The sequence below is a fragment of the Croceitalea sp. MTPC6 genome (assembly GCF_036985525.1).
Taxonomy (GTDB): Bacteria; Bacteroidota; Bacteroidia; order Flavobacteriales; family Flavobacteriaceae; genus Croceitalea.
In genome coordinates this window covers 144,909-167,265 of record NZ_BTGR01000003.1, presented here as the reverse complement: position 1 = coordinate 167,265, position 22,357 = coordinate 144,909, and the positions used below count along the sequence as shown (strand labels likewise).

General features: G+C 37.8%; 21 protein-coding genes. 10 read left to right on the top strand and 11 right to left on the bottom strand.

The window, feature by feature from the left end:
- Positions 1–11 precede the first annotated feature (11 nt).
- Positions 12–1,262, bottom strand: coding sequence for a choice-of-anchor B family protein (locus AACP56_RS07360; protein ID WP_339335892.1), 1,251 nt, complete (start codon positions 1,260–1,262; stop codon positions 12–14).
- Between the two features lie 141 nt (positions 1,263–1,403).
- Between AACP56_RS07360 and AACP56_RS07355 the strand changes: the two genes are divergently transcribed.
- Entirely contained in the window at positions 1,404–2,861 is a 1,458-nt protein-coding gene (locus AACP56_RS07355; protein WP_339335894.1) for a Gfo/Idh/MocA family protein, read from the top strand.
- Positions 2,862–2,958: 97 nt separating this feature from the next.
- Positions 2,959–4,008 (top strand): thiamine-phosphate kinase, encoded by a 1,050-nt coding sequence (thiL, locus tag AACP56_RS07350; RefSeq protein ID WP_339335896.1) that lies wholly within the window; start codon positions 2,959–2,961, stop codon positions 4,006–4,008.
- Here the strand turns inward: thiL and AACP56_RS07345 are convergent.
- Positions 4,005–4,262, bottom strand: a complete 258-nt coding sequence (locus AACP56_RS07345) for a hypothetical protein (protein WP_339335898.1) — start codon at positions 4,260–4,262, stop codon at positions 4,005–4,007. The genes thiL and AACP56_RS07345 overlap by 4 nt on opposite strands.
- Positions 4,263–4,522: 260 nt before the next feature.
- Here AACP56_RS07345 and brnQ point away from each other — a divergent pair, with 260 nt between their 5' ends.
- Positions 4,523–5,806: a branched-chain amino acid transport system II carrier protein gene (gene brnQ, locus AACP56_RS07340; protein ID WP_339335900.1), complete on the top strand. Its 1,284-nt coding sequence runs from the start codon at positions 4,523–4,525 to the stop codon at positions 5,804–5,806.
- A 54-nt stretch (positions 5,807–5,860) separates the two neighbouring features.
- Here the strand turns inward: brnQ and AACP56_RS07335 are convergent, their stop codons facing one another.
- Positions 5,861–7,150 (bottom strand): aminopeptidase P family protein, encoded by a 1,290-nt coding sequence (locus AACP56_RS07335; protein WP_339335902.1) that lies wholly within the window; start codon positions 7,148–7,150, stop codon positions 5,861–5,863.
- Between the two features lie 92 nt (positions 7,151–7,242).
- Positions 7,243–7,524, bottom strand: a complete 282-nt coding sequence (locus tag AACP56_RS07330; protein WP_339335904.1) for a hypothetical protein — start codon at positions 7,522–7,524, stop codon at positions 7,243–7,245.
- Positions 7,525–7,701: 177 nt separating this feature from the next.
- Here AACP56_RS07330 and AACP56_RS07325 point away from each other — a divergent pair, with 177 nt between their 5' ends.
- Positions 7,702–10,551: a glycosyl hydrolase gene (locus AACP56_RS07325; protein WP_339335907.1), complete on the top strand. Its 2,850-nt coding sequence runs from the start codon at positions 7,702–7,704 to the stop codon at positions 10,549–10,551.
- Positions 10,552–10,941, top strand: coding sequence for a DUF2721 domain-containing protein (locus tag AACP56_RS07320; protein ID WP_339335909.1), 390 nt, complete (start codon positions 10,552–10,554; stop codon positions 10,939–10,941).
- A gap of 1 nt (position 10,942) precedes the next feature.
- Here AACP56_RS07320 and AACP56_RS07315 read toward each other — a convergent pair whose 3' ends face one another.
- Both AACP56_RS07315 and AACP56_RS07310 read right to left on the bottom strand, forming a co-directional pair.
- Positions 10,943–11,902 (bottom strand): succinylglutamate desuccinylase/aspartoacylase family protein, encoded by a 960-nt coding sequence (locus AACP56_RS07315; protein ID WP_339335911.1) that lies wholly within the window; start codon positions 11,900–11,902, stop codon positions 10,943–10,945.
- On the bottom strand, positions 11,880–12,770 hold the full coding sequence (locus tag AACP56_RS07310; protein ID WP_339335913.1) for a RimK family alpha-L-glutamate ligase: 891 nt from the start codon (positions 12,768–12,770) through the stop codon (positions 11,880–11,882). The genes AACP56_RS07315 and AACP56_RS07310 overlap by 23 nt, the downstream gene beginning before the upstream one ends.
- Positions 12,771–13,025: 255 nt before the next feature.
- Between AACP56_RS07310 and AACP56_RS07305 the strand changes: the two genes are divergently transcribed.
- From AACP56_RS07305 to AACP56_RS07285, 5 genes are all read left to right on the top strand, one after another.
- On the top strand, positions 13,026–13,694 hold the full coding sequence (locus AACP56_RS07305) for a succinate dehydrogenase cytochrome b subunit (RefSeq protein WP_339335915.1): 669 nt from the start codon (positions 13,026–13,028) through the stop codon (positions 13,692–13,694).
- 2 nt (positions 13,695–13,696) lie between these two features.
- Positions 13,697–15,700 (top strand): fumarate reductase/succinate dehydrogenase flavoprotein subunit, encoded by a 2,004-nt coding sequence (locus AACP56_RS07300; protein ID WP_339335917.1) that lies wholly within the window; start codon positions 13,697–13,699, stop codon positions 15,698–15,700.
- A gap of 5 nt (positions 15,701–15,705) precedes the next feature.
- The gene (locus AACP56_RS07295; RefSeq protein WP_339335919.1) at positions 15,706–16,452 is read left to right on the top strand and encodes a succinate dehydrogenase/fumarate reductase iron-sulfur subunit; all 747 of its coding nucleotides are present in this window, start codon (positions 15,706–15,708) and stop codon (positions 16,450–16,452) included.
- A gap of 77 nt (positions 16,453–16,529) precedes the next feature.
- Positions 16,530–17,006, top strand: coding sequence for a very short patch repair endonuclease (locus tag AACP56_RS07290; protein ID WP_339335921.1), 477 nt, complete (start codon positions 16,530–16,532; stop codon positions 17,004–17,006).
- Entirely contained in the window at positions 16,993–18,138 is a 1,146-nt protein-coding gene (locus tag AACP56_RS07285; RefSeq protein ID WP_445227699.1) for a methionine aminotransferase, read from the top strand. Before AACP56_RS07290 ends, AACP56_RS07285 begins: the two co-directional genes overlap by 14 nt.
- Here AACP56_RS07285 and AACP56_RS07280 read toward each other — a convergent pair.
- The 5 genes from AACP56_RS07280 to AACP56_RS07260 all read right to left on the bottom strand — a co-directional run bounded on the left by AACP56_RS07280 (position 18,135) and on the right by AACP56_RS07260 (position 22,353).
- Positions 18,135–19,289: a serine hydrolase domain-containing protein gene (locus tag AACP56_RS07280; RefSeq protein WP_339335923.1), complete on the bottom strand. Its 1,155-nt coding sequence runs from the start codon at positions 19,287–19,289 to the stop codon at positions 18,135–18,137. The genes AACP56_RS07285 and AACP56_RS07280 overlap by 4 nt on opposite strands.
- Position 19,290: 1 nt before the next feature.
- Positions 19,291–19,806: a GNAT family N-acetyltransferase gene (locus AACP56_RS07275; protein WP_339335925.1), complete on the bottom strand. Its 516-nt coding sequence runs from the start codon at positions 19,804–19,806 to the stop codon at positions 19,291–19,293.
- Between the two features lie 304 nt (positions 19,807–20,110).
- Entirely contained in the window at positions 20,111–20,488 is a 378-nt protein-coding gene (locus AACP56_RS07270) for a hypothetical protein (protein WP_339335927.1), read from the bottom strand.
- 511 nt (positions 20,489–20,999) lie between these two features.
- Positions 21,000–21,653: a CoA transferase subunit B gene (locus AACP56_RS07265; protein ID WP_339335929.1), complete on the bottom strand. Its 654-nt coding sequence runs from the start codon at positions 21,651–21,653 to the stop codon at positions 21,000–21,002.
- Positions 21,646–22,353 carry a CoA transferase subunit A gene (locus AACP56_RS07260; RefSeq protein WP_339335931.1) on the bottom strand — a complete coding sequence of 236 codons (708 nt, stop codon included), beginning with the start codon at positions 22,351–22,353 and terminating at the stop codon, positions 21,646–21,648. The genes AACP56_RS07265 and AACP56_RS07260 overlap by 8 nt, the downstream gene beginning before the upstream one ends.
- Positions 22,354–22,357 lie beyond the last annotated feature (4 nt).

Here is a 22,357-nt window from a genome sequence, read left to right as displayed (position 1 = left end):
AAGAGACACTTTTAGTTTGATTTTTTAATAATGAACAAGCCAGTATTAATATCATTCACTAAAATCTTACCGCTTTCTAAGTATGGATAAACACTCCATACTCCATCAAAACTTGTAGCATCATTGGAAGGGAATGTGTCAAAAAAAGCTTTTTCAGTGATTACTTCGTTTCCTATTTGGGATATGTCCAGAACTCTTAGTCCAGCAGTATAGTTAGCAAGGAAAAATTCATCTCCAAGTACATATCCATTATGATCTATTGCAGGTGTTGGTCCAGTGTATGTTGTATGCAAAACTGGATTGTCCAAATCTTGCAAGTCAAACACAAGCGTTCTTGAGCGGAAACCAAAATCGCGTTCATCCAATTCGTCCCCTAAAAGAAAATAGCGCTGGTCCTCCGTAAACCATCCTTGATGGGTATATCCTAACTGACTATAATTTAAAGTAGAAATTTCGGTTGGATTAGCTTTATCTGTAATATCAACAATAGCAATTTGATCTTCATTAGATCCAATAAAAATTTCACTTCCTATATAATCTGAATCTGGGCCGGCATAAGAGACAACTTGGGCATCGTGGCTATATCCATTAGTTCCATAACCCCCGGCCCCAACAGGATTCAACGGGTCTTGGATATCTATAAAATGAACTCCACCGTTAAATGCATCGTTTCTAGCTGTTCCCACGGGATAAGCAAAACCCATAGATTCATTAATAACTACGTTGTGAGCATTTCCAATACCTGTGAATCGTTGGTCAGCAGCAAAGGTCTGCGGTGGATTGGTCACATTGCGAAGTTTGGTTAAATCAAATATTTGCATTCCATGTCCTGAAGCTTCAGCTACAATAAATGCATAATCTTGGTAAACCTTGACATCACGCCATGGACTGGGCCCACTTGCCGAAGGGAGCTTTCCCAAATAAATTGGGTTTTCATCGTCCGTAATATCAACAAAGGCGGTTCCGTTGTTTAAGCCAACCAAAGCATATTCTTTATCAGTACTACTATCTGTCCATCCCCAAATATCGTTTGCTGAAGCAGCTGAAAGTTGTGTCAAGGTAACCCTAGCCAACAAATCATAACCATTACAAGCAAAGTCTCCGGCCATCCCGTTTTCACAGGGAATGATGCCAGATTGAGGTTCAACCGGGTTTTCAGTGTCAGGGTTTGGATTTAAAATATCTATGGCTGTTGAATCATCACCATTAGATGAACAAGCAAATAAAATGGAAAATAGTGCAAGTAGGCATATCTGTTTCATAGCAGTGAAACTTTAAGTATTCTATCAAAGATAGTAAATGCAAAATTCGTTCCTTAAAATTTAGGAAATCCATTTTTTGAAAGTCAAATAATTGAATTAACTTGAAACCTTGATTTAAACTCATAAAAATAGTATTGACCCATGCCCAATAAAAAGAAAAAATTCCACAAAAGCTCTCGAAGAAAATTTCTAAAAAATACAGGAATAGCAGCCACTGGTTTTATGATTGTCCCCAGACATGTTTTAGGAGGTCAAGGATATATTGCGCCCAGCGACAAACTTAATGTTGCAGGCATTGGAGCAGGGGGTAAAGGGCATAGCGATCTTACTTCTTTTGCTGAAAGCCCAAACGTAAATATAGTTTCGCTATGTGATGTTGATGATAGACAAGCGGTTCGGTCTAGAGAAGCTTTTCCTAAAGCAAGCTATTTTCATGATTTTAGGGAAATGTTGGAAAAAGAGGGAAGTAATATTGATGCCGTCTCTGTTTCTACCCCAGACCATAACCATGCTGTCGCCGCTTACCAAGCTATGGCAATGGGGAAACACGTATATGTTCAAAAACCACTTACACACGATATCTGGGAAGCTAGAATGTTGACAGAGGCAGCCAAAAAATTTAAGGTCGTAACCCAAATGGGTAATCAAGGTGGCTCTGGTGACGGCGTACGTAAAATGAAGGAGATTTATGATACGGGCATTATTGGCGATGTTCATACGGTCAAGTGTTGGACAAACCGTGCCATCTGGCCACAAGCTTTACAAACCCCTACAAAAAAAGACAGAATACCAAAAGAGTTAAATTGGGATCTTTGGTTGGGTACCGCTGAAATGCGAGATTATAACGATGCTTATCTTCCTTTTGATTGGAGAGGATGGTCAGATTTTGGAACAGGTGCTTTAGGTGATATGGCTTGCCATATTATGGACCCTGTATATCGAATTTTGCCTATTTTATATCCCAACCAAGTAGAATGCAGTGTTTCAGATTCTTTTAGTGGTAATTTCCAATATGCAGAATACCCTAAAAGTTTTCCAAACTCCAGTAAGATACATTTAAAATATCCAAGAACAGATGGGAAAGGTTCTATAAAAGTTACTTGGATGGATGGGGGTCTTCTTCCAGAAAGACCAGATGAATTGGGTGATAATGAGGCTTTAGGAAACTGGGATGGTGGAGTGCTGTTCATTGGAACCAAGGGAAAATTAATGGCGGATTGTTATGGTGCGAACCCTAGGTTACTGCCTTTGACATTAAATGAACAATTTGAAGTTGAAGAAACCATAGCTCGTGTGCCCGAAGGCCACTATTTGCAATGGGTAAATGCATGTATGGCAGGTTATGGCAATGCAGAGACAAGCTCATCATTTGATTATGCGGGGCCTTTTACAGAAAGTATTCTCATTGGAAACCTTGCCCTAAAAGCTTATTTTGAAGTAGACCCAAGCGTTGAAAACCAAAGTTTCTGGGGAGGTGGAAAACAATATTATGGTAGAAAGCGTTTGTTGTGGGATGCAGCAAACATGAAAGTGACCAATTTTGAAGCTGCAAACAAATATGTAAAGCGTACCTACAGAGATGGGTATTCCATAGGATAATTTGTCAACTACATTAATTTGATTAAACTAAAAACTGGAGCTATTAACTCCAGTTTTTTTATGCATTTAAGTCCCGCTAACTCCTTACTTTTGCAAAATGTTAGAAGATAAAAACCAACAACGGACATCCATAGAAGAATTAGGTGAGTTTGGACTTATTAAGCACTTGACCAAAGATTTTCAGCTAACTCAAAAAACAACCTTAAAAGGTATTGGGGACGACGCTGCGGTGCTGGACTTTTCAAATAAAAAAACAATCATTTCTACTGATTTATTGGTTGAGGGAGTTCACTTTGATTTGAGTTATATGCCTTTAAAACACTTGGGCTATAAGTCTGTTATCGTAAACCTTTCAGACATCTATGCGATGAATGCCACAGCGACTCAAATTACAGTTTCAATTGCAGTATCAAACCGCTTCCCATTAGAAGCTTTGGAGGAATTCTATGCTGGAGTTGCAACTGCTTGTAAGGTTTACGGCGTTGATTTAGTGGGTGGCGACACTACCTCATCAACCAAAGGTATGTTGATTAGCATTACTGCTTTGGGAGTAGCTGACGAAGAAAAAATAGTTTACCGCTCTGGTGCAAAGGAGAATGATTTATTAGTGGTGACCGGAGATTTGGGAGGTGCCTATTTAGGCTTGCAAATATTGGAGCGTGAAAAAGAGGTCTTTAAAGTTAATCCGAAAAACCAACCTGATCTTGAGCCCTATTCCTATTTAATTGAACGACAGTTAAAACCTGAAGCTCGGAAAGATATTGTTGAAATACTAGAAAAGTTAGAAGTACTACCTACAGCTATGATTGATATTAGTGACGGATTGTCCTCAGAAATTTTGCATTTATGTGAGCAAAGTAATATTGGTTGTAATTTGTATGAAGAAAAAATTCCGTTAGACCCAACAGTAATTTCAGCTTCGGAAGAATTTAAAATGGACAGTACAATGATTACTTTAAGTGGAGGCGAAGATTACGAACTGCTTTTCACGATTGCACAAAAGGATTTTGACAAAATTAAGGGAAATCCAAACCTAACAGTCATTGGTCACATGGCCCAGCTAAGTGAGGGCGCACATTTAGTTGCACGTAACAATACCAAGATACCTATTACAGCACAGGGTTGGAGCAGTTTTAATGCTTCTTAAGCTACTTGTCTACGTACAGACCTGCGATTACGCTTTTGGTACATTTCTTCCAAGGTCTTGTTAATCTCTTGCATTATTGGAGTTAATGCAGAAAGTTTTCCGCGTTCATCCGTAGTAACTTGTTTTTGACAGTGAAGGCACTTGTACTCTTTGATATGTTGTGTGACTCTTTTTGAGACCGTATAATGGTGCCCAAAAATGTTGCAAAAAATACCGGTTAATTTATTGCCTTCGGGGGTAGTAGTTTTTTTCATAAGCCGGGGTCAGCGTAATTTGGCATATCGATTTGGGGACCGAAAATGCATGGTTATTATTTGATTTTTTGTTGCTTTTGGACAAGATAGATTAACCACCTTGTATATATCGAACGAAACGATATCACTTTTTAGTATATGTATTAGGTTGACAATTAGACTTTTCGATGAAATGCATCGATTAAGTGTTAAAAATCATCGATAATCAACACGAAAAACAATATACAATTTTGACTTATCTTGACCAATAAATTAGACACATGAATCAGAAAAAAGTCACTATTGTAGTAGCTTTCGCACTTTTCTCTTTGTTTTTTGGCGCAGGCAATCTTATTCTACCACCTCAACTTGGTTTTAAAGCTGGGGAAGCATGGTGGTTAGTGGCTCTTGGTTTTTGTGTTTCTGCAGTTTTAATTCCAATTTTAGGAATCTTGGCCCATGCAAAATTGCAAGGAACTATGTTCGATTTTGCCAAAAAAGTATCTCCATCTTTTAGCTTGATTTATTGCTACATTGTTTATGCTATATCCATAAGTTTACCCTCTCCCAGAACAGCATCGGTAACACACGAAATGGGCATACAGCCTTTCTTTGATTCTCCTTCACTTTTGACCAGTATTATATATTTTGTTTTGGTCTTTTTGTTCGTTATAAATCGTTCTAAGATTTTAAATATTATTGGTAAGCTGTTGACTCCGGCTATTATTATAATTCTACTGGCCATTGTGGGAACTGCGCTTTTTGGTTTTGATTTCAATTTTGGGGAAAACCAATTCCCCAGTCCTTTTTCCAATGGAATTCTTGAAGGTTATCAAACTTTTGATGCCATTGGTGCCGTAGTGGTGGGTGGTGTTATCATAATCTCCATTAATTTAAAGCAAACTAAAGCTAATTATGAAGCTAAAAAAGCATTGATTGCCAAAGCTGGATGGATGGCTGGGTTAGGGTTGTTTTTAATCTACACAGGTCTCATTATCACGGGAGCATTAATGCACCAACAATTTGATATAAATACTGGCCGTACAGCATTGTTAAGCGGGATAAGTTTAAAAACATTGGGCAGTACTGCCAACCTATTCTTAAGTATTCTTGTAAGTCTTGCCTGTTTTACAACAGCTGTGGGCATTGTTACTGGGACAGCGGATTTTGTTAAAGGGCAGTTTACAACTTCTAAAAATGCCTACCTGATCACGGCTATCATTGGCTGTCTGCTTGGTGTTCTAATGGGCCAGTTTGATGTGCACTACATTATTGCAGTTGCGGTACCTGCATTAATGTTTATTTATCCAATTACCATTATATTGATTCTCCTTAACGTGGTCCCAAAAAAGTATGCTTCTGAAGCTGTTTTCCGTTGGGTAGTTCTAACAACCATACTTTTTAGCGTTCCCGATTTTTTAGGCAGTATAGGATTGGGGGAGTATATTTCGGGAATCTCCAAATGGATTCCTTTAAGTAAATTTCAAATGGGCTGGGTGTTGCCTGCTTTGGTGGCTTTTCTAGTTGTTAATCTCACAAAGAAAGCTGCGGAAAAAGAAAGCTAGGGTTTTAGATTTCTCATCTACATTCGACCGCTTATTTCTACAAACTGATTACTATCAATTCATCAACTCCTCTATCTCACCTGCTTCAATAGGAATATTTGCCATTAAATTAAAAGGTTCTCCTTTTTCTTGGATAACAACATCATCCTCAATACGAATACCAAAACCTTCATCGGGAATGTAAATTCCTGGTTCTACGGTAAAGACCATATTGGCTTTCATGGGGGTTTTTAGCTCACCATAATCATGGGTGTTCAATCCAATGTGGTGGCTAGTACCATGCATAAAGTAGTTTTTATAGGCAGGCCATTCTGGGTTTTCATTTTTCACATCAGCTTTGTCCAATAACCCTAAGCCTAGCAATTCTGAAGTCATAAGTTTACCGCACTCCTTATGATATTCCGCCCAAAGTGTTCCAGGCACCAATAGTTTTGTGGCTTCACTTTTTACGCGAAGAACTGCATTATAAACTTCTTTTTGGCGCTTAGTAAATCTTCCGCTTACAGGAACCGTTCTAGACAAATCACTCGAGTAATTCGCGTACTCTGCAGCTACATCCATTAGAATTAGGTCACCATCTTTACATTGCTGGTTGTTCTCAATATAATGAAGCACATTCGCATTGTTCCCAGAAGCAATAATAGGTGTGTAGGCAAATCCTTTGGACCGGTTTCGAATAAATTCGTGCAAAAGCTCTGCCTCAATCTCATACTCCCAAACACCTGGCTTAATAAAGCCTAATAACCTACGAAAGCCCTTTTCCGTAATATTACAAGCTGTTTGCATCAACTCTATTTCTTCTGGCTCTTTTACTCCCCTAATTTGCTGTAAGATTGTGAAGCTTTTTGCCCATTGATGCGCAGGGAAATCTTGCTTACATTTTTTAATAAAACGGTCTTCCCTTGTTTGTGTTTCTACCGCTTGGCGGTAATGCTCATTGGTATTAAAATAGATGGTATCTACTTCGGTCATTAAGTCAAAAAAGACTTTGTCAAAATCTGAAAGCCAGTAAATAGTCTGTATTCCTGATACCTCCGTTGCTCTCTCCTTAGTTAGTTTTTCACCTTCCCAAATTGCGATATGTTCATTTGTTTCACGAACAAAAAGTACTTCGCGGTGTTTTTTATCCATCGCATCTGGGAACAAAACCAAAATTGTTTCCTCTTGATCAGCACCACTTAAGTAAAAAATATCGCGATGCTGCTCAAAAGGCATAGTGGAATCTGCACTAATGGGATAAACATCATTAGAATTAAAAACAGCTATACTCTTTGGCTTCATTTGTGCCATGAACTTTTTGCGATTTTTTACAAATAAAGAATTTGGAATTTGCTCGTACTTCATTTAAATATCTATTTCCCCAAATGTAGCAATTACAATATAGGGCACAAAAAAAGGGCCCTAAGGCCCCCAAGTTTAAGTTGGTAGTTATCTAGTTATTTTGACATGGCTCCTTTAATGGCTCCAACGATAGCCATGATGACTCCGCCACCAACGCCTCCACCAGCGACACTTCCTAAAATTCCTGCAACATCCATTCCTCCATCACCAGCCAAGCCGAGCATCCCCAAAAGGTAGCCACCTAATCCCCCACCTAAAATTCCAGAAATAGAATTTCCAAGGGTACCCAAATTCAATTTTGGTAATAATTTACCTGCTAAGTTTCCGCCAACTGCTCCGGAAACGAGCTGAATAATTAACGGTAAATACTCTTCCATATTTATAGTTTTAATGGTTACTTGACATTAAATAAACAGTATTTTAACGATAATCGCAAAAAATTATATCAATAATTATCAAATTATAAATTTAAATGGCGTTTTATTATAGGAATTACTGTTTGATGTAACGAACAGTTATTCATACCTTCCACATGAAATTAAACCCAACCCAAAATGAGACAATTTGTATTTCTTTTTTCTTTTCTTATAGTTCAATTCGGTTTTTCACAAAAAACCGCTACATCGGAAGCTGAGGTCGAAAAAGCACTGAACCAAAAAGCAGAGATGGCCAAAAATTCTTTGGTCAAAAATATTCCACTACAAAATATTGGTCCATCTGTAATGAGTGGCCGTGTGGTAGATTTGGAGGTAAATCCTAACAACCCAACTGAGTTTTATGTAGCTTATGCCTCTGGAGGGCTATGGCACACTACTTCTAACGGAATTTCTTTTGAACCTATATTGGACAACTCAGACACTCAGAACATTGGTGAAATTGCAATAGATTGGAAAAATAATATTATCTGGGTGGGTACTGGTGAAAACAATTCTTCTCGCTCATCGTATGCCGGGATTGGTATTTTAAAATCAACCAATAAGGGAAAATCCTGGGAGAACATGGGTCTCAAAGATTCACATCATATTGGTAGAATTATCTTAAATCCTAATAATCCTGATGAAGTTGTAGTTGGCGTAACCGGTCATCTCTACTCCAAAAATCAAGAACGTGGGGTTTACAAAACCACTGATGGTGGAAAGTCTTGGAACAAAACATTATTTGTCAATGATGAAACTGGAATAATCGATGTGGCTTGTTCCCCAACCAATTTCAATGTTCAATATGCAGCTGCTTGGCAAAAAGACAGAAAAGCATGGAATTTTACAGGCAACGGTCCCAGTTCTGGTATTTATAAAAGTATAGATGGCGGCAATACTTGGAAATTGGCAACCACTGCAGAAAGTGGATTTCCCACGGGTGAAGGAGTTGGCCGAATTGGGCTTGCAGTATTTGATGACAATACAGTTTATGCTGTTCATGACAGTCAGTTCAGACGAGTAGCTGATGAAAAAAAGAAAAAGTCTTCTGATGAATTGGAAAAAGATGATTTTAAAACTATGACCAAAGAAGCGCTGTTGGCTTTGGACAACAAAAAGTTAAATACCTATTTAAAGACAAATGGCTTTCAAGAGAAATACCGTGCAGAAAATGTAAAAAACATGGTTCGCGATGGGGCCGTACAACCTGCCGATTTGGCTAAGTATTTGGAAAATGCAAATTCCGCTTTATTTGATACGCCCGTGATTGGCGCAGAAGTATATAGAAGTGATGATGCTGGAAAGACTTGGAAAAAAATGAACGATGATTATATAGATGACCTCTTTTATAGTTACGGCTATTACTTTGCACAAGTGCGCGTAGACCCATCCAACAAAGACAAGATCTATTTGGCTGGCGTGCCCCTAATTATGTCTGAAGATGGAGGAAACACCTTTACTTCCATAGGTAAGGAAAACGTTCATGCTGACCACCATGCACTTTGGGTAAATCCTGAAAGACCAGGGCATTTAATCAATGGAAATGATGGCGGTGTAAATATTACTTACGACGATGGAGGTACTTGGATGAAGAACAACTCTCCCACTGTTGGTCAATTTTATGCCATTAATGTTGACCATGAAAAACCCTATAATGTTTATGGTGGTTTACAGGATAATGGTGTTTGGAAAGGTGCTCATAACAACGAAGAAAATAACCGATGGCAGCAATCCGGTAAAAATCCATGGCAGATGATATTGGGTGGCGACGGTATGCAGGTACAGATTGATAATCGAAATTCAAACATCGTTTATACGGGATTTCAGTTTGGGAACTACTACCGATTAGATTTAGAAAACGATAAACAAAAACGAATTCAACCAAAGCATGAATTAGGGGAAGCCCCTTATCGTTTCAATTGGCAGACGCCAATTTTATTGTCATCCCACAACCAAGATATTTTATATTTAGGTGGAAACAAATTGCACCGTTCTTTAAACCAAGGTGATGATTGGGAAACCATTTCTGAGGACTTGACCCAAGGCAGTAAAAAGGGCAATGTGGCCTATGGAACATTAACTACAATTTCAGAATCTCCATTTAAGTTTGGATTGTTGTATACAGGGAGTGATGACGGATTGGTACATGTATCCCAAAATGCAGGAGGTAGTTGGGAGAATGTTTCCTCGCCTTTTCCAAAAAATTTATGGATAAGTGAAGTTGCTGCTTCCAAGCATAAAAAAGAACGTGTTTATGCCACGTTAAACGGCTATCGCTTTGATGATTTTACTCCTTATGTATACATGAGTAATGACTATGGAAATACTTGGAAAAATATCTCAGGCAATATTCCAACTTCACCAGTTAATGCATTAGTAGAGGATACGGAAAATGAAAACCTAATTTTTGCAGGTACGGATAATGGGCTCTATGTTTCCTTTAATCAAGGAGATTCTTGGGAATTGTTTCAAAACGGAATGCCCAATGTTGCGGTTCACGATTTGGTAATACAATCAGAGGCAAAACATTTGTTGGTGGGCACCCATGGACGTAGTATTTATAAGGCAGATATTTCTAAGCTTCAAAAAATGAATGCTGAAATCATGGCTGATGATTTACATGTTTTTGGGATTGATAACATTAAACATTCCAAAAGATGGGGAAGCAGTTGGAGCAGTTGGGCCAAACCACAAACCCCAGGATTGGATGTTACTTTCTATTGCTCAAAACCTGGAACATCTACAGCGACGGTTAAGACTGCAAACGGAACTGAAGTAAGTACTACCCAAATGGAAGCTGTAAAAGGACTCAATATTTTATCATATGATGTGGCCTTTACCAAAGAAGGAAAACGAAACTTCCTTAAAAAAAATAAAATGAAATTAACCGAAGCTAAAGATGGTAAGACCTATTTGCCAAAAGGAAAATATATTGTCGAAATTTCTGGGAATGGAGCAGAAGAAAACGTTGAATTTGAGATTGAATAAATGCAACTAACTCTAAGTATTCCCGCGCTACTTTTCCCAGCGATTTCTTTAACGATGCTGGCCTATAATGCCCGTTATTTGGCGATTGCAGCACTTATCCGTCAATTGCATGGTCAATATTCAAATGATGCAACGGCTCCACTCAAAAAGCAAATAGAACAATTAAGAAAGCGATTGGATATTATTAAAAATATGCAAGCCACAGCAATCGTAAGTTTTCTTTTAGCAGCTGTTACCATGTTTTTGGTTTATGTAGAACTTACTATTTGGGCAAACGTCATTTTTGGAATTAGTTTGGTCTTTTTAATGGTTTCATTAATTCTTTCCTTGATAGAAGTGCAATTGTCAACTAAAGCCTTGGGGATTCAGTTAAAGAATATGGAGAATTAAGTTATTTTCCTATATGAAATAGAGCATCTCCTTGGTTTACCACTGCTTGATGATTTACGCAGAATAAGTGTCCATCTATAGGTGACTTAATCTTGTTACTTTTTTTGGCGACAGTGTCTGTGACCAATCCTAATATTTGCCCTTTGGTAATTGCCTCTCCGTTATTGACCTTTGGGATAAACATTCCAGCCCTGGTAGCCCTCACCCATCTTGTCTTTTCTAAATAAATTGTTGGGTTTTTGTTAGTCTGGGTATCTTCTTGGAGCATCCCATAGCCAGCAAGCACATTTTTAATTCCAGCAATTGCGGTATCCATGGCAAACTCATCAAAACGCATGCTCTCCCCTGCCTCGTAAACAATAATAGGTTTCTGTAATTTAAAGGCAGTTTTTCTAAATGACCCAGAGATTAATCGTGAAGGAAAATAAATTGGAGCATTAAAAATTTTAGCTAAATCTTTACTGATTTCATCATCACCAGTATACCGTACTTGTGGATAATTATGACGCTGCCCTCCCCCAGTATGTAAGTCGATACCAAAATCAATTTGAGGTAATATTTCATTTGTATAATGATAGGCTATTCTGCTAGCAAGTGACCCTGTTTTCCTTCCAGGGAAACTTCTGTTTACATCTTTTCCATCTGGTACATCTCTTGAAAAATGAATAAAACCAAAAATATTTAAGATAGGGACAACAATTACAGCTCCTCTTTCAATCTTAAAATCGTTGTTTTCGAGCATCCTTCGCAGTGTCTCTACTCCATTTATTTCGTCACCATGCAAACCTGCCTGTAGCAAAATCGTAGGGCCTGGCTTTTTAGCATTAAAAACATGGATTGGAATATCTATCAAAGTACCGGTTGGCAATCTGGAAATATTGATTTTTACCAGTTTATGTTGCCCTGGTCTTATTTCATCCCCATTGATTTTTATAACCTTATTTTCGTCTTCTGAAAGCATTCTTTTCTACAAATTGAATAATGTGCTTGGCAACATTTATGCCTGTCGCTCCTTCTATACCTTTTAATCCTGGTGAAGCATTAACTTCTAATAACACAGGCCCATTTTTGGATCGCATTAAATCTACTCCGGAGACTCCTAAGCCTAAATATTTTGTCGCGTTTAAGGCAATGTATTTTTCCCGTTGGGTAATGTCAACGGCTTCTGTATTTCCACCCCTATGTACGTTAGATCTAAATTCATCTATTTCGCTGGTACGTTTCATGCTGGCCACCACCTTATTACCAACAACAATAATTCGAATATCTTCGCCATTTGCCTCTTCAACATAACGCTGCAACAGGATACTGGTATCCATTTTATAAAAGGTGTCTATAATGGACTTAGCAGACTTTTTGCTTTCAGCTAATATCACACCCATTCCCTGAGTGCCTTCTTGAATTTTAATGATTACCGGAGCTCCTCCCAAAATGCGAATTTGTTCACCAATATTATTGGGGTTTATGGAAAACAAGGTTTCGGGGATCGGAATTCCTTTTCGAGCCATTATTTGCATTGTACGCACCTTGTTTCTTGCCCTTGTAATCCCTAAAGAACGTGCTGTACTAAAGACACCGTTCATTTCAAATTGCTTAACTATGGCAGCACCATGTCTAGTAACTTTTGTACCAATTCTAGGAATTATAGCATCAAACTCATTGGTTACATCTTCTTCGCCTAAAAAGATTTTAGGCTTTCCATCACCAAGCTTTACCGAGCATTTGGTATGGTCAATAAGTTCTACATAATGCCCCAGCTTCTCAGCTTCTTCTGCAATCCTTCTGGTTGAATGAACATTTAAACTTACCGACAGCAGAGCAATATCCATAGTTAGTTATAGAAAATTAAATATAACGATTTCAATATCGGGCAAAAAAATAGAATTTTTACTATTGCTGAGTAATTTTAAAATTAAGCCAAAGCTATTTTGTTAAACTTTTTTGGACATAAACCCAAATTTTAAAGCTCTAAATCAAACGTTTTCGCTTTTAGCTTATAACGCTTCTAAATAAGAAGGGTTAAGCTTTTGAAAACTTGTTAAAAACTTGGCTGTGCCGTAAATTTGTAGTTAAAACCAACACTGATGAGTGGATTGATAAAATCTTCGTTGGCCAGAAAAGTGGTGATGGCACTTTCCGGTCTCTTTCTTGTGTTTTTCTTAGCACAACATTTTACCATCAATATCACCTCTGTTATTGACCCCGAAACTTTTAATACTTGGTCCCATTTTATGGGGTATAACCCGCTAGTACAATTCATATTACAGCCCATTTTAATTGCTGGGGTCATCATTCATTTTATAATGGGGTTTGTTTTGGAGTTACAAAACCGTAAAGCCAGAGGTATAGGTTATGTAAAGTATAAAGGAAGTGCCAATGCGCCATGGGTTTCTAGAAATATGATTTATTCTGGTCTTGTGGTCTTAGCTTTTCTTGGTTTACACATGTATGATTTTTGGGTTCATGAAATGAGTTATAAGTATGTTGATGTATTGCCTGAGAACCCAACTCGTTATTATGAAGAAACTGTTGAGAAATTTGCCCCATTCTGGAGAACAGTGCTATATGTAATTTCTTTTGTACTCTTAAGTCTTCACTTATGGCATGGTTTTGCATCCTCATTTCAAAGCATGGGGTTAAACAACAAATACACTCCTGCCATAAAAAAATTCGCTAAAATATTTGCGGTGGCCATTCCTTTGGGCTTTGCTTTTATTGCCCTTTACCACCACCTTAACCCAATAACACATTAATTATGGGAGTATTGGATTCTAAAGTTCCTCAAGGCCCATTGGCCGAAAAATGGACCAAACATAAAAATGAAATAAACCTTGTTAACCCTGCTAACAAAAGAAACATTGATGTTATCGTTGTAGGGACTGGTTTAGCAGGAGGCTCTGCTGCTGCAACACTTGCCGAACTTGGCTACAACGTAAAAACATTTTGTTACCAAGATTCTCCAAGGCGCGCTCACTCTATCGCCGCTCAAGGAGGTATTAATGCAGCAAAAAACTATCAAGGTGATGGCGATAGTCCATACCGATTATTTTACGATACAATTAAAGGTGGCGATTACCGCTCTAGAGAAGCCAACGTATATCGTTTGGCGCAAGAATCCGTTAATATTATCGATCAATGTGTAGCGCAAGGTGTTCCTTTTGCCCGAGAATATGGAGGGCTATTGGACAACCGTTCTTTTGGTGGAGTTTTGGTTTCAAGAACATTTTACGCAAAAGGACAGACGGGACAACAACTTTTATTGGGTGCTTACTCAGCCATGAACCGTCAAATCAATAGAGGAAAAATAAAGCCGTACAATCGTCATGAAATGATGGATCTGGTTTTGGTTGATGGCAAAGCCCGTGGTATCATAGCTCGTGATTTAGTTACAGGTGAAATTCAGAGGCATTCGGCACATGCAGTGGTATTGGCAACCGGTGGTTACGGGAACGTTTTCTTTTTATCTACCAATGCAATGGGCAGTAATGTGATGGCCGCATGGCGGGCACACCGCAGAGGGGCCTTTATGGCGAATCCTTGCTTTACGCAAATTCACCCTACCTGTATCCCTGTTTCAGGGGACCATCAATCCAAATTAACATTGATGTCAGAGTCGTTACGTAACGATGGTCGTATCTGGGTGCCAAAACGAAAAGAGGATGCTGTTGCAATTAGAGAGGGTAAATTAAAACCTACACAGCTTTCTGAAGAAGAACGCGACTACTATTTGGAACGGAGATATCCTGCTTTTGGAAATCTTGTGCCTCGTGATGTTGCTTCGCGTGCCGCAAAAGAACGTTGCGATGCCGGTTTTGGTGTTAATAAAACTGGTGAAGCAGTGTATTTGGATTTCTCAGCGGCAATCAAACGTTACGGAAAAGAGAAAGCACTTACCTCTGGTATGAAAAATGCCAATGAAGCTACCATAATTAAATTGGGAGAGGAAATTATTGAAGCTAAATACGGAAACCTTTTTCAGATGTACGAGAAAATCGTAGATGAAAATCCGTATAAAACGCCAATGATGATTTATCCTGCAGTACACTATACTATGGGAGGACTTTGGGTTGATTATAACTTACAGACAACCATTCCAGGATGTTATGCAGCAGGTGAAGCTAATTTTAGTGATCACGGTGCGAACAGATTAGGAGCTTCTGCTTTAATGCAAGGTTTAGCCGATGGATATTTTGTACTTCCTTATACTATTGGAGATTACCTATCTGATGATATTAGAACCGGCCCCATTTCTACCGACTCTCCTGAGTTTGAAGCTGCTGAAAAAGATGTTCGGGATAGAATGGAAAAATTAATGTCCGGTAAAGGCGAGCATTCTGTTGATTATTACCATAAGAAATTAGGTAAAATCATGTGGAACAAATGTGGAATGTCCCGTAATGAAAAAGAATTAAAGGAAGCAATCGCAGAGATTTCTGAACTTCGTAAAGATTTCTGGGAAAACGTAAAAATCCCCGGAGAGACCAACGCCAAGAATCAAGAGCTAGAAAAAGCTGGCCGCGTAGCAGATTTTCTAGAATTAGGTGAGTTGTTTGCAAAAGATGCCTTAACCAGAAACGAATCTTGTGGAGGTCACTTTAGGGAAGAATACCAAACTCCTGAAGGGGAAGCTTTACGCGACGATAAAAATTTCAAATTTGTTTCTGCTTGGGAATACAAGGGAGAACCAAAAGATGCCAAGCTTCATAAAGAGAACCTGAAGTACGAAAATATTGAATTAAAAACACGCTCCTATAAATAATAGCTATGAAGTTAAACTTAAAAATTTGGAGACAAAAAGATGCCAACTCAAAAGGTAAAATGGCCGAGTACACTCTTGATGGTGTGGAAGGCGATATGTCTTTTTTAGAAATGTTGGACATCTTAAACGAAGACTTAATCGCTAAAGGTGAGGAACCTGTAGAGTTTGATCACGATTGTCGTGAAGGTATCTGCGGTTCTTGTTCGTTACAGATAAATGGAGAGCCTCATGGTCCAGACCGTTTGGTTACCACTTGCCAGTTACACATGCGTAAGTTCAATGATGGTGATACCATTGTAATTGAACCGTTTAGAGCTAAAGCTTTTCCTGTCATCAAAGATTTGATTGTGGATCGCAGTGCTTTTGACCGTATTCAACAAGCTGGTGGTTACGTTTCTGTAAATACTTCAGGTAACACAATAGATGCAAATGCAATACCTATAGAAAAGGCAAACGCGGACGATGCGTTTTATGCTGCAGCCTGTATTGGTTGTGGAGCTTGTGTAGCGGCATGCAAAAATGCGAGTGCCATGCTGTTTACTTCGGCAAAAGTATCTCAGTTCGCTTTACTTCCTCAAGGACAGGTTGAAGCCACTGACCGTGTTCAAAACATGGTTCGCCAAATGGATTTAGAAGGTTTTGGTAACTGTACCAATACTGGCGCTTGTGAGGTAGAATGTCCAAAAGGAATCTCTTTAGAGAATATTGCACGTATGAATCGTGAATATTTAGCTGCAAGTGTGAAGGGATAAATTCCTTTTAAACTGAAATAAGAACTTTCAAATCCCAAATTCCAACTAGGAGTTTGGGATTTTTGTTATATTGAGATATGCCCAAAAAGTATTCGGAAGAACGTATTAAAGTACCTCGATTCAATGAAGAGTCTGGGTTTTATACCACACCACAGCGTTCTAAGATAATGAGTAAGATTCGGGGTAAAAACACAAAGCCCGAACTTGCTTTTAGAAGAGCACTTTGGGCAGCTGGCTTTCGCTATAGAATCGATTATAAAAAACTCATCGGTAAACCGGACATTCTTTTAAAAAAATATAAAACGGCCATTTTCATTGATGGTGAATTTTGGCATGGGTATAACTGGGAAGAGCGAAAAACAAAAATAAAGACCAACCGGGAATTCTGGATACCGAAAATTGAACGTAACATACAACGTGACCAAGAAGTTAATACTGAATTAGAAAGACTTGGATATAAAGTATTCCGTTTTTGGGAGAGAGAAGTCAATAAGAACCTTGAGGAATGTTTAAATTCGGTCTTAAAGCATTTGATAAAATATGATTCTGCATAATTCCAAATTGACAAATATTGGCAATACAATTTTTACTGTCATAGGCAAATTGGCCAATGAACATAAGGCAGTAAACCTATCGCAAGGCTTCCCAAATTTTGGCACAGACCCAATGCTCTTACAATTAGTTGGTGAGGCCATGAATAATGGTCTTAATCAATATGCCCCAATGCAAGGTATTTATTCACTTAGGGAAATTATCGCTGAAAAGATTGAATCCCTTTATGGAAAAGCTTACCATCCAGAATATGAAATTACTATAACCGCTGGTGCTACGCAAGCAATTTTTACTGCGATAGCAGCTTTTGTTAAACCAGATGACGAAGTGGTTGTGCTAAAACCAGCTTATGATTGTTATGAGCCAGCTATTGAACTTGCAGGGGGTAAAGTAGTACCGCTACAATTATCAGGAAAGAATTTTAAAGTGAATTGGGATGATTTTAAATCTAAACTCACTGATAAAACCAAAATGGTTATTATCAATACGCCTCACAATCCTAGCGGAACCATTTTTTCTAAGTCAGATATGCTTCAACTTTCAGATACTTTAAAGGACACCAATAGTATTCTTTTGAGTGATGAAGTTTATGAGCATATTGTATTTGACAATCATTCTCATGAAAGTGTGGCAAAATATCCAGATTTGACCAATCGTAGTTTATTATGTGCTTCTTTTGGGAAAACCTTTCACGTTACAGGATGGAAACTGGGTTATATTGCTGGTCCCAAAGACTTGATGGAAGAGTTCCAAAAAGTACACCAGTATAATGTGTTTTGTGTAAACCACCCCATGCAAAAAGGGATTGCTAACTATTTAAAAAATGAAGATACCTATTTGGGGCTTAGTGATTTTTATCAAAAAAAACGGGACTATTTTCTAAAAGCAATAGCAACTTCCCGATTTCAGTTTACTCCAGCTGCTGGTACTTATTTTCAGGTAGTTGACTATTCCAAAATCACGGAAGAAAGCGATGTGGAATTTTCAAAACTACTAATTACAGAACATAAAATTGCCAGTATTCCTCTATCAGTTTTTAACTTAAACAATGCAGACCATAACCAATTACGGTTCTGCTTTGCAAAAACCGAAGAAACTTTAGATAAAGCTGCAGAAATAATTAATAGAATCTAATTTAAGGAAGCATTTACCATGGTCACAAATTCACCTATTTTTCTTGGCTCTAGCCAACGGGTGACCACCACCAAATTGTTCTCTTTATCAATTACTATAAAATTACCTCCAAAGCCCGCTGCATAGAAGATGTTCTCTGAAAGTCCTTCCCAATGCCGATTTCCTTTCTTGTTCAACCACCACATGTAGCCATAATTTACATTTGTTTTTGAGGGTTCAATTGCTTTCTTAATCCATTCTTTACTGATTAATTGCTCTGTTTTCCATTTACCATTATTTAAAAACAACAGCCCAAAACGAGCCATATCTTCAGTAGAAATAAATAGTCCAGCACCAGAATGTCCCCCACCAGTTACAGATTTCATTTTTATACCATCAATTTCTGTCCAAGCATGGTCATACCCATGCCAACGCCAAGTTGTGGAAGCATCTATTTTATCCATTAAATTTTCTTTTAAAACCTTTGGTGCTGGCTGGCGCCAAATATGGGTTAAAGAATACGCCAAAACATTTACGCGAACGTCATTATATTCCATAACTATTCCAGGTTCTTTTGGTTTTTCAAGCTTCCAATCATCAATACCGCCTTCTCTTGGTGGTCTATCTGCCCAATCTTTTCCTCCCCATAGCTCTCCAGACCAAGCGGAATTTTGCTGTAACAAATGCTCCCAAGTAATTTTGGAATTATGCTCCCCACCAAAAGTACCATCCCAGATATAGCTTCCAACTTTATCGTTAGTGTCCGCAATCAAATTTTGGTCGACCGCCAAACCTGCCACTGTGGAAAGGAAGCTTTTGGTCACACTAAAAGTCATATCCACTCTTTTGGTATCTCCCCATGAGGCAACAACATAACCATTCTTTAAAATCATCCCAGCTGGGCCTCCACGCTTTTTGGTAGGACCTAAAATCTCATGAAAAGGCTCTCTTTCAAAGCCTTTTAAAATGGCAATACGCAAATCTCTAGAACCAGAGTATTCATTGTCCATGGCAAACTCAACGGCATCATCCAGTTTTGTCTGGTTGATTTTAAGCTTATTGGCAGGCTCTTGCTTCCAAACTTCATTGCGTTCAGGAAAGTAGTATTCTTGCGCCCTAATTACATTTAAGGCTAAAAAAGCCATTAAAAAACTTATAGTAATTGCTCTCATATTACAGTTCTTTTCGCATTAACCAATCGGTTTGTTTATCCTTTCCTATGTAGTATGGGTGTTTATCAAACTTTATAAAACCATGTTTTTGGTAAAAACGGATGGCGTTCAAGTTATGTTCCCATACCCCAAGCCAAATATATTGTTTCTCTTTTTGTCTCGCGATTTTTAAAATCTCTAATAAGGTTTGTGTACCTATGCTTTTTCCTTGATGTTTCTTGATGATATAAATTCGTTCCAATTCAATTCCTTGGGCTTCTTTTAGTTCGCTTTGCGCATCAAACTCATTCAGCTTAAAATAACCAATCAATTTTTGATTGCTATAAACAAAGAAAAATTGCGAATTTAAATTGTTAAGTTCTTTATTTAAGGTGGAAATTGAAAATGCTTTATTTATGTAATCTTGAAAATCATCTGGATTATTTTGGTCTTCAAAAGCATCGATGAAAGTTTCTTTAGAAATCTTTGTAAGTACGTTTAAGTCTTTCTCGTTACATTTTTGAAAGCGTAGCTTCATGAAACTAATGTAACGAAAAAGGGCAACATTAATAATGCTGCCCTTTTACTGTTTTTGTAGGTAAATCTTTATAGCATAAAAAGCTTTTTGGTAAGAACAACTAATGCTTTATAAAAGTGACCATTGTTCTTATTGCCTTTTTTACTTGTAGATTCTTCATTGATTTGGGGTATCATAATTTTTAGATTTAATTGGGATTAAAATTAAGGTGTAGGTTGGTTCGGGGCTTATTGATAGTAATTCGAAAATGTAGGTTACTATTGCCATAATTGAAAAATTTGGGATTTTTTAATGTTCTATTTTCTTAGTCGTTAAATATATCTTCTGGATATTTTTCTCTTTCAGCAACTACATTTCCTTCTACTGTTCTTAAGATTGTGTCTTCCATTCTAAAAGTAATTGCGTCTAGTTCACCTGCATTATAGGTTAAAGTATAAACTCCATTATCATTACTCCAATTGTAGTCCATCTCATAAACTACTTCTCCATTTCTATAACCATGAAAGCGACCTTTGTATAGGTCATTAAAAATCCACTCTTGCTCGGTTACGGTCTCTCCTTCAATTAGTAGTTCGCTCTGAAGTTCATTCATCCAAATTCCCAAGATGGGGTCTTCTGCTGTTTCAACTTCAGAGCAACTAAATATTAAAAATGACAATACTATCATAAATGTAGGTTTCATAATGTAGGTTTTAATTGCGATTTGGGACTCGCAAGATTTGTTGATACAAACCTACATCTGAATAAGCCTAAATAATAATATATGTTGTGAATCAGTCAAATTTGTAGTCTTATTCCTACATTTTTGATATTTAATATCGACAAAATGTCTAATTTTATCGATTTAATGCAATATGAGCTAGACAACTATTTCGTTTTACTCCATAAAAAAAGCCCGACAATGTCGGGCTTTTTTTAAACGTTTAAATGAGTCTTATAACATAAAAAGCTTTCGTACTAAAAGAACAAAGCCAGCATAAAAGTCATTACGATATACCTTGATTTCTTCTTCTACAGGCATATGGTTAAATTCTGATGTCATGGGGTTAAATTTTAAGTTGTTGAATTTGGGTAAAATATTTATGAAAACAAAACTAATGAAGTACTAAAAAAAGTTAAAATTTATGTTGTGAATTTTGTTTAACCTGTTGTAAATAGAACAACTGGTTTCATTTCGTCGATAAAATTGGATTTTAAATTATCATTTCCGGGATATCTCCTTCAACGATTAATTTACCTTCAGTCGCGTTTTGGATATCTTCTACAGAAACCCCTGGGGCTCTCTCTACTAATTTAAACCCAGCTTTAGTAACTTCAAGAACAGCTAGATTTGTAACAATCTTATTAACACAACCAACACCGGTTAAAGGTAAAGAGCATTTTTTAAGCAATTTTGAGGCTCCTGCCCTATTGGTATGCATCATGGCAACAATAATATTTTCAGCAGATGCAACCAAATCCATCGCGCCACCCATACCCTTGACCATCTTGCCAGGAATTTTCCAATTGGCAATATCCCCATTCTCTGCAACTTCCATAGCTCCCAAAATAGTAAGATCTACATGCTGTCCTCTAATCATGGAAAAACTTGTGGCCGAATCAAAAAAAGAAGCTCCTGGAAGTGTTGTGATGGTTTGTTTACCTGCGTTAATGATATCTGCATCTTCTTCCCCTTCAAACGGAAAAGGGCCCATTCCAAGTACTCCATTCTCACTTTGAAATTCTACGCTAATATCATCTCGTACAAAATTGGCAACCAAAGTTGGAATACCAATCCCAAGATTCACATAATAGCCATCTTGTACTTCTTTGGCGATTCGCTTTGCTATTCCGTTTTTATCAAGCATCTGCCTTTTGTCTTACAGTTCGTTGTTCTATTCTCTTTTCATAGTGTTCCCCTTGGAAAATTCGTTGTACAAATATTCCAGGAATATGAATCTCATTGGGGTCTAACTTACCTGCAGGAACCAGTTCTTCGACCTCAGCAACAGTAATGGTTGCTGCACCACACATACATGGATTAAAATTTCTAGCAGTTCCCTTAAAAATTAGATTGCCTGCCTCGTCTCCTTTCCAAGCTTTTACAAAAGAAAAGTCGGCTTTAAATGCAGGCTCAAGTACATACATTTTACCATCAAACTCTCTTGTCTCTTTTCCTTCAGCTACTTCTGTTCCAAAACCCGCTGGGGTATAGAAAGCTGGAAAACCAGCCTGAGCAGCACGGCATTTTTCCGCAAGTGTGCCTTGCGGTGTTAGTTCCACTTCTAATTCTCCGCTTAACATTTGGCGTTCAAATTCGTCATTCTCGCCAACATAGGAAGAAATCATTTTTTTGATTTGATGATTTTGAAGCAGCAATCCCAATCCAAAATCATCCACCCCTGCATTGTTTGAGATACAGGTGATATCTTTTACACTTATTTGTACCAATTCTGCAATGGCATTTTCAGGAATTCCACAAAGACCAAATCCTCCTAACATAAAAGTCATCCCATCTTGGACTCCGTGCAATGCTTCAGAAACATTGGAAACTACTTTCTTTATCATCCTT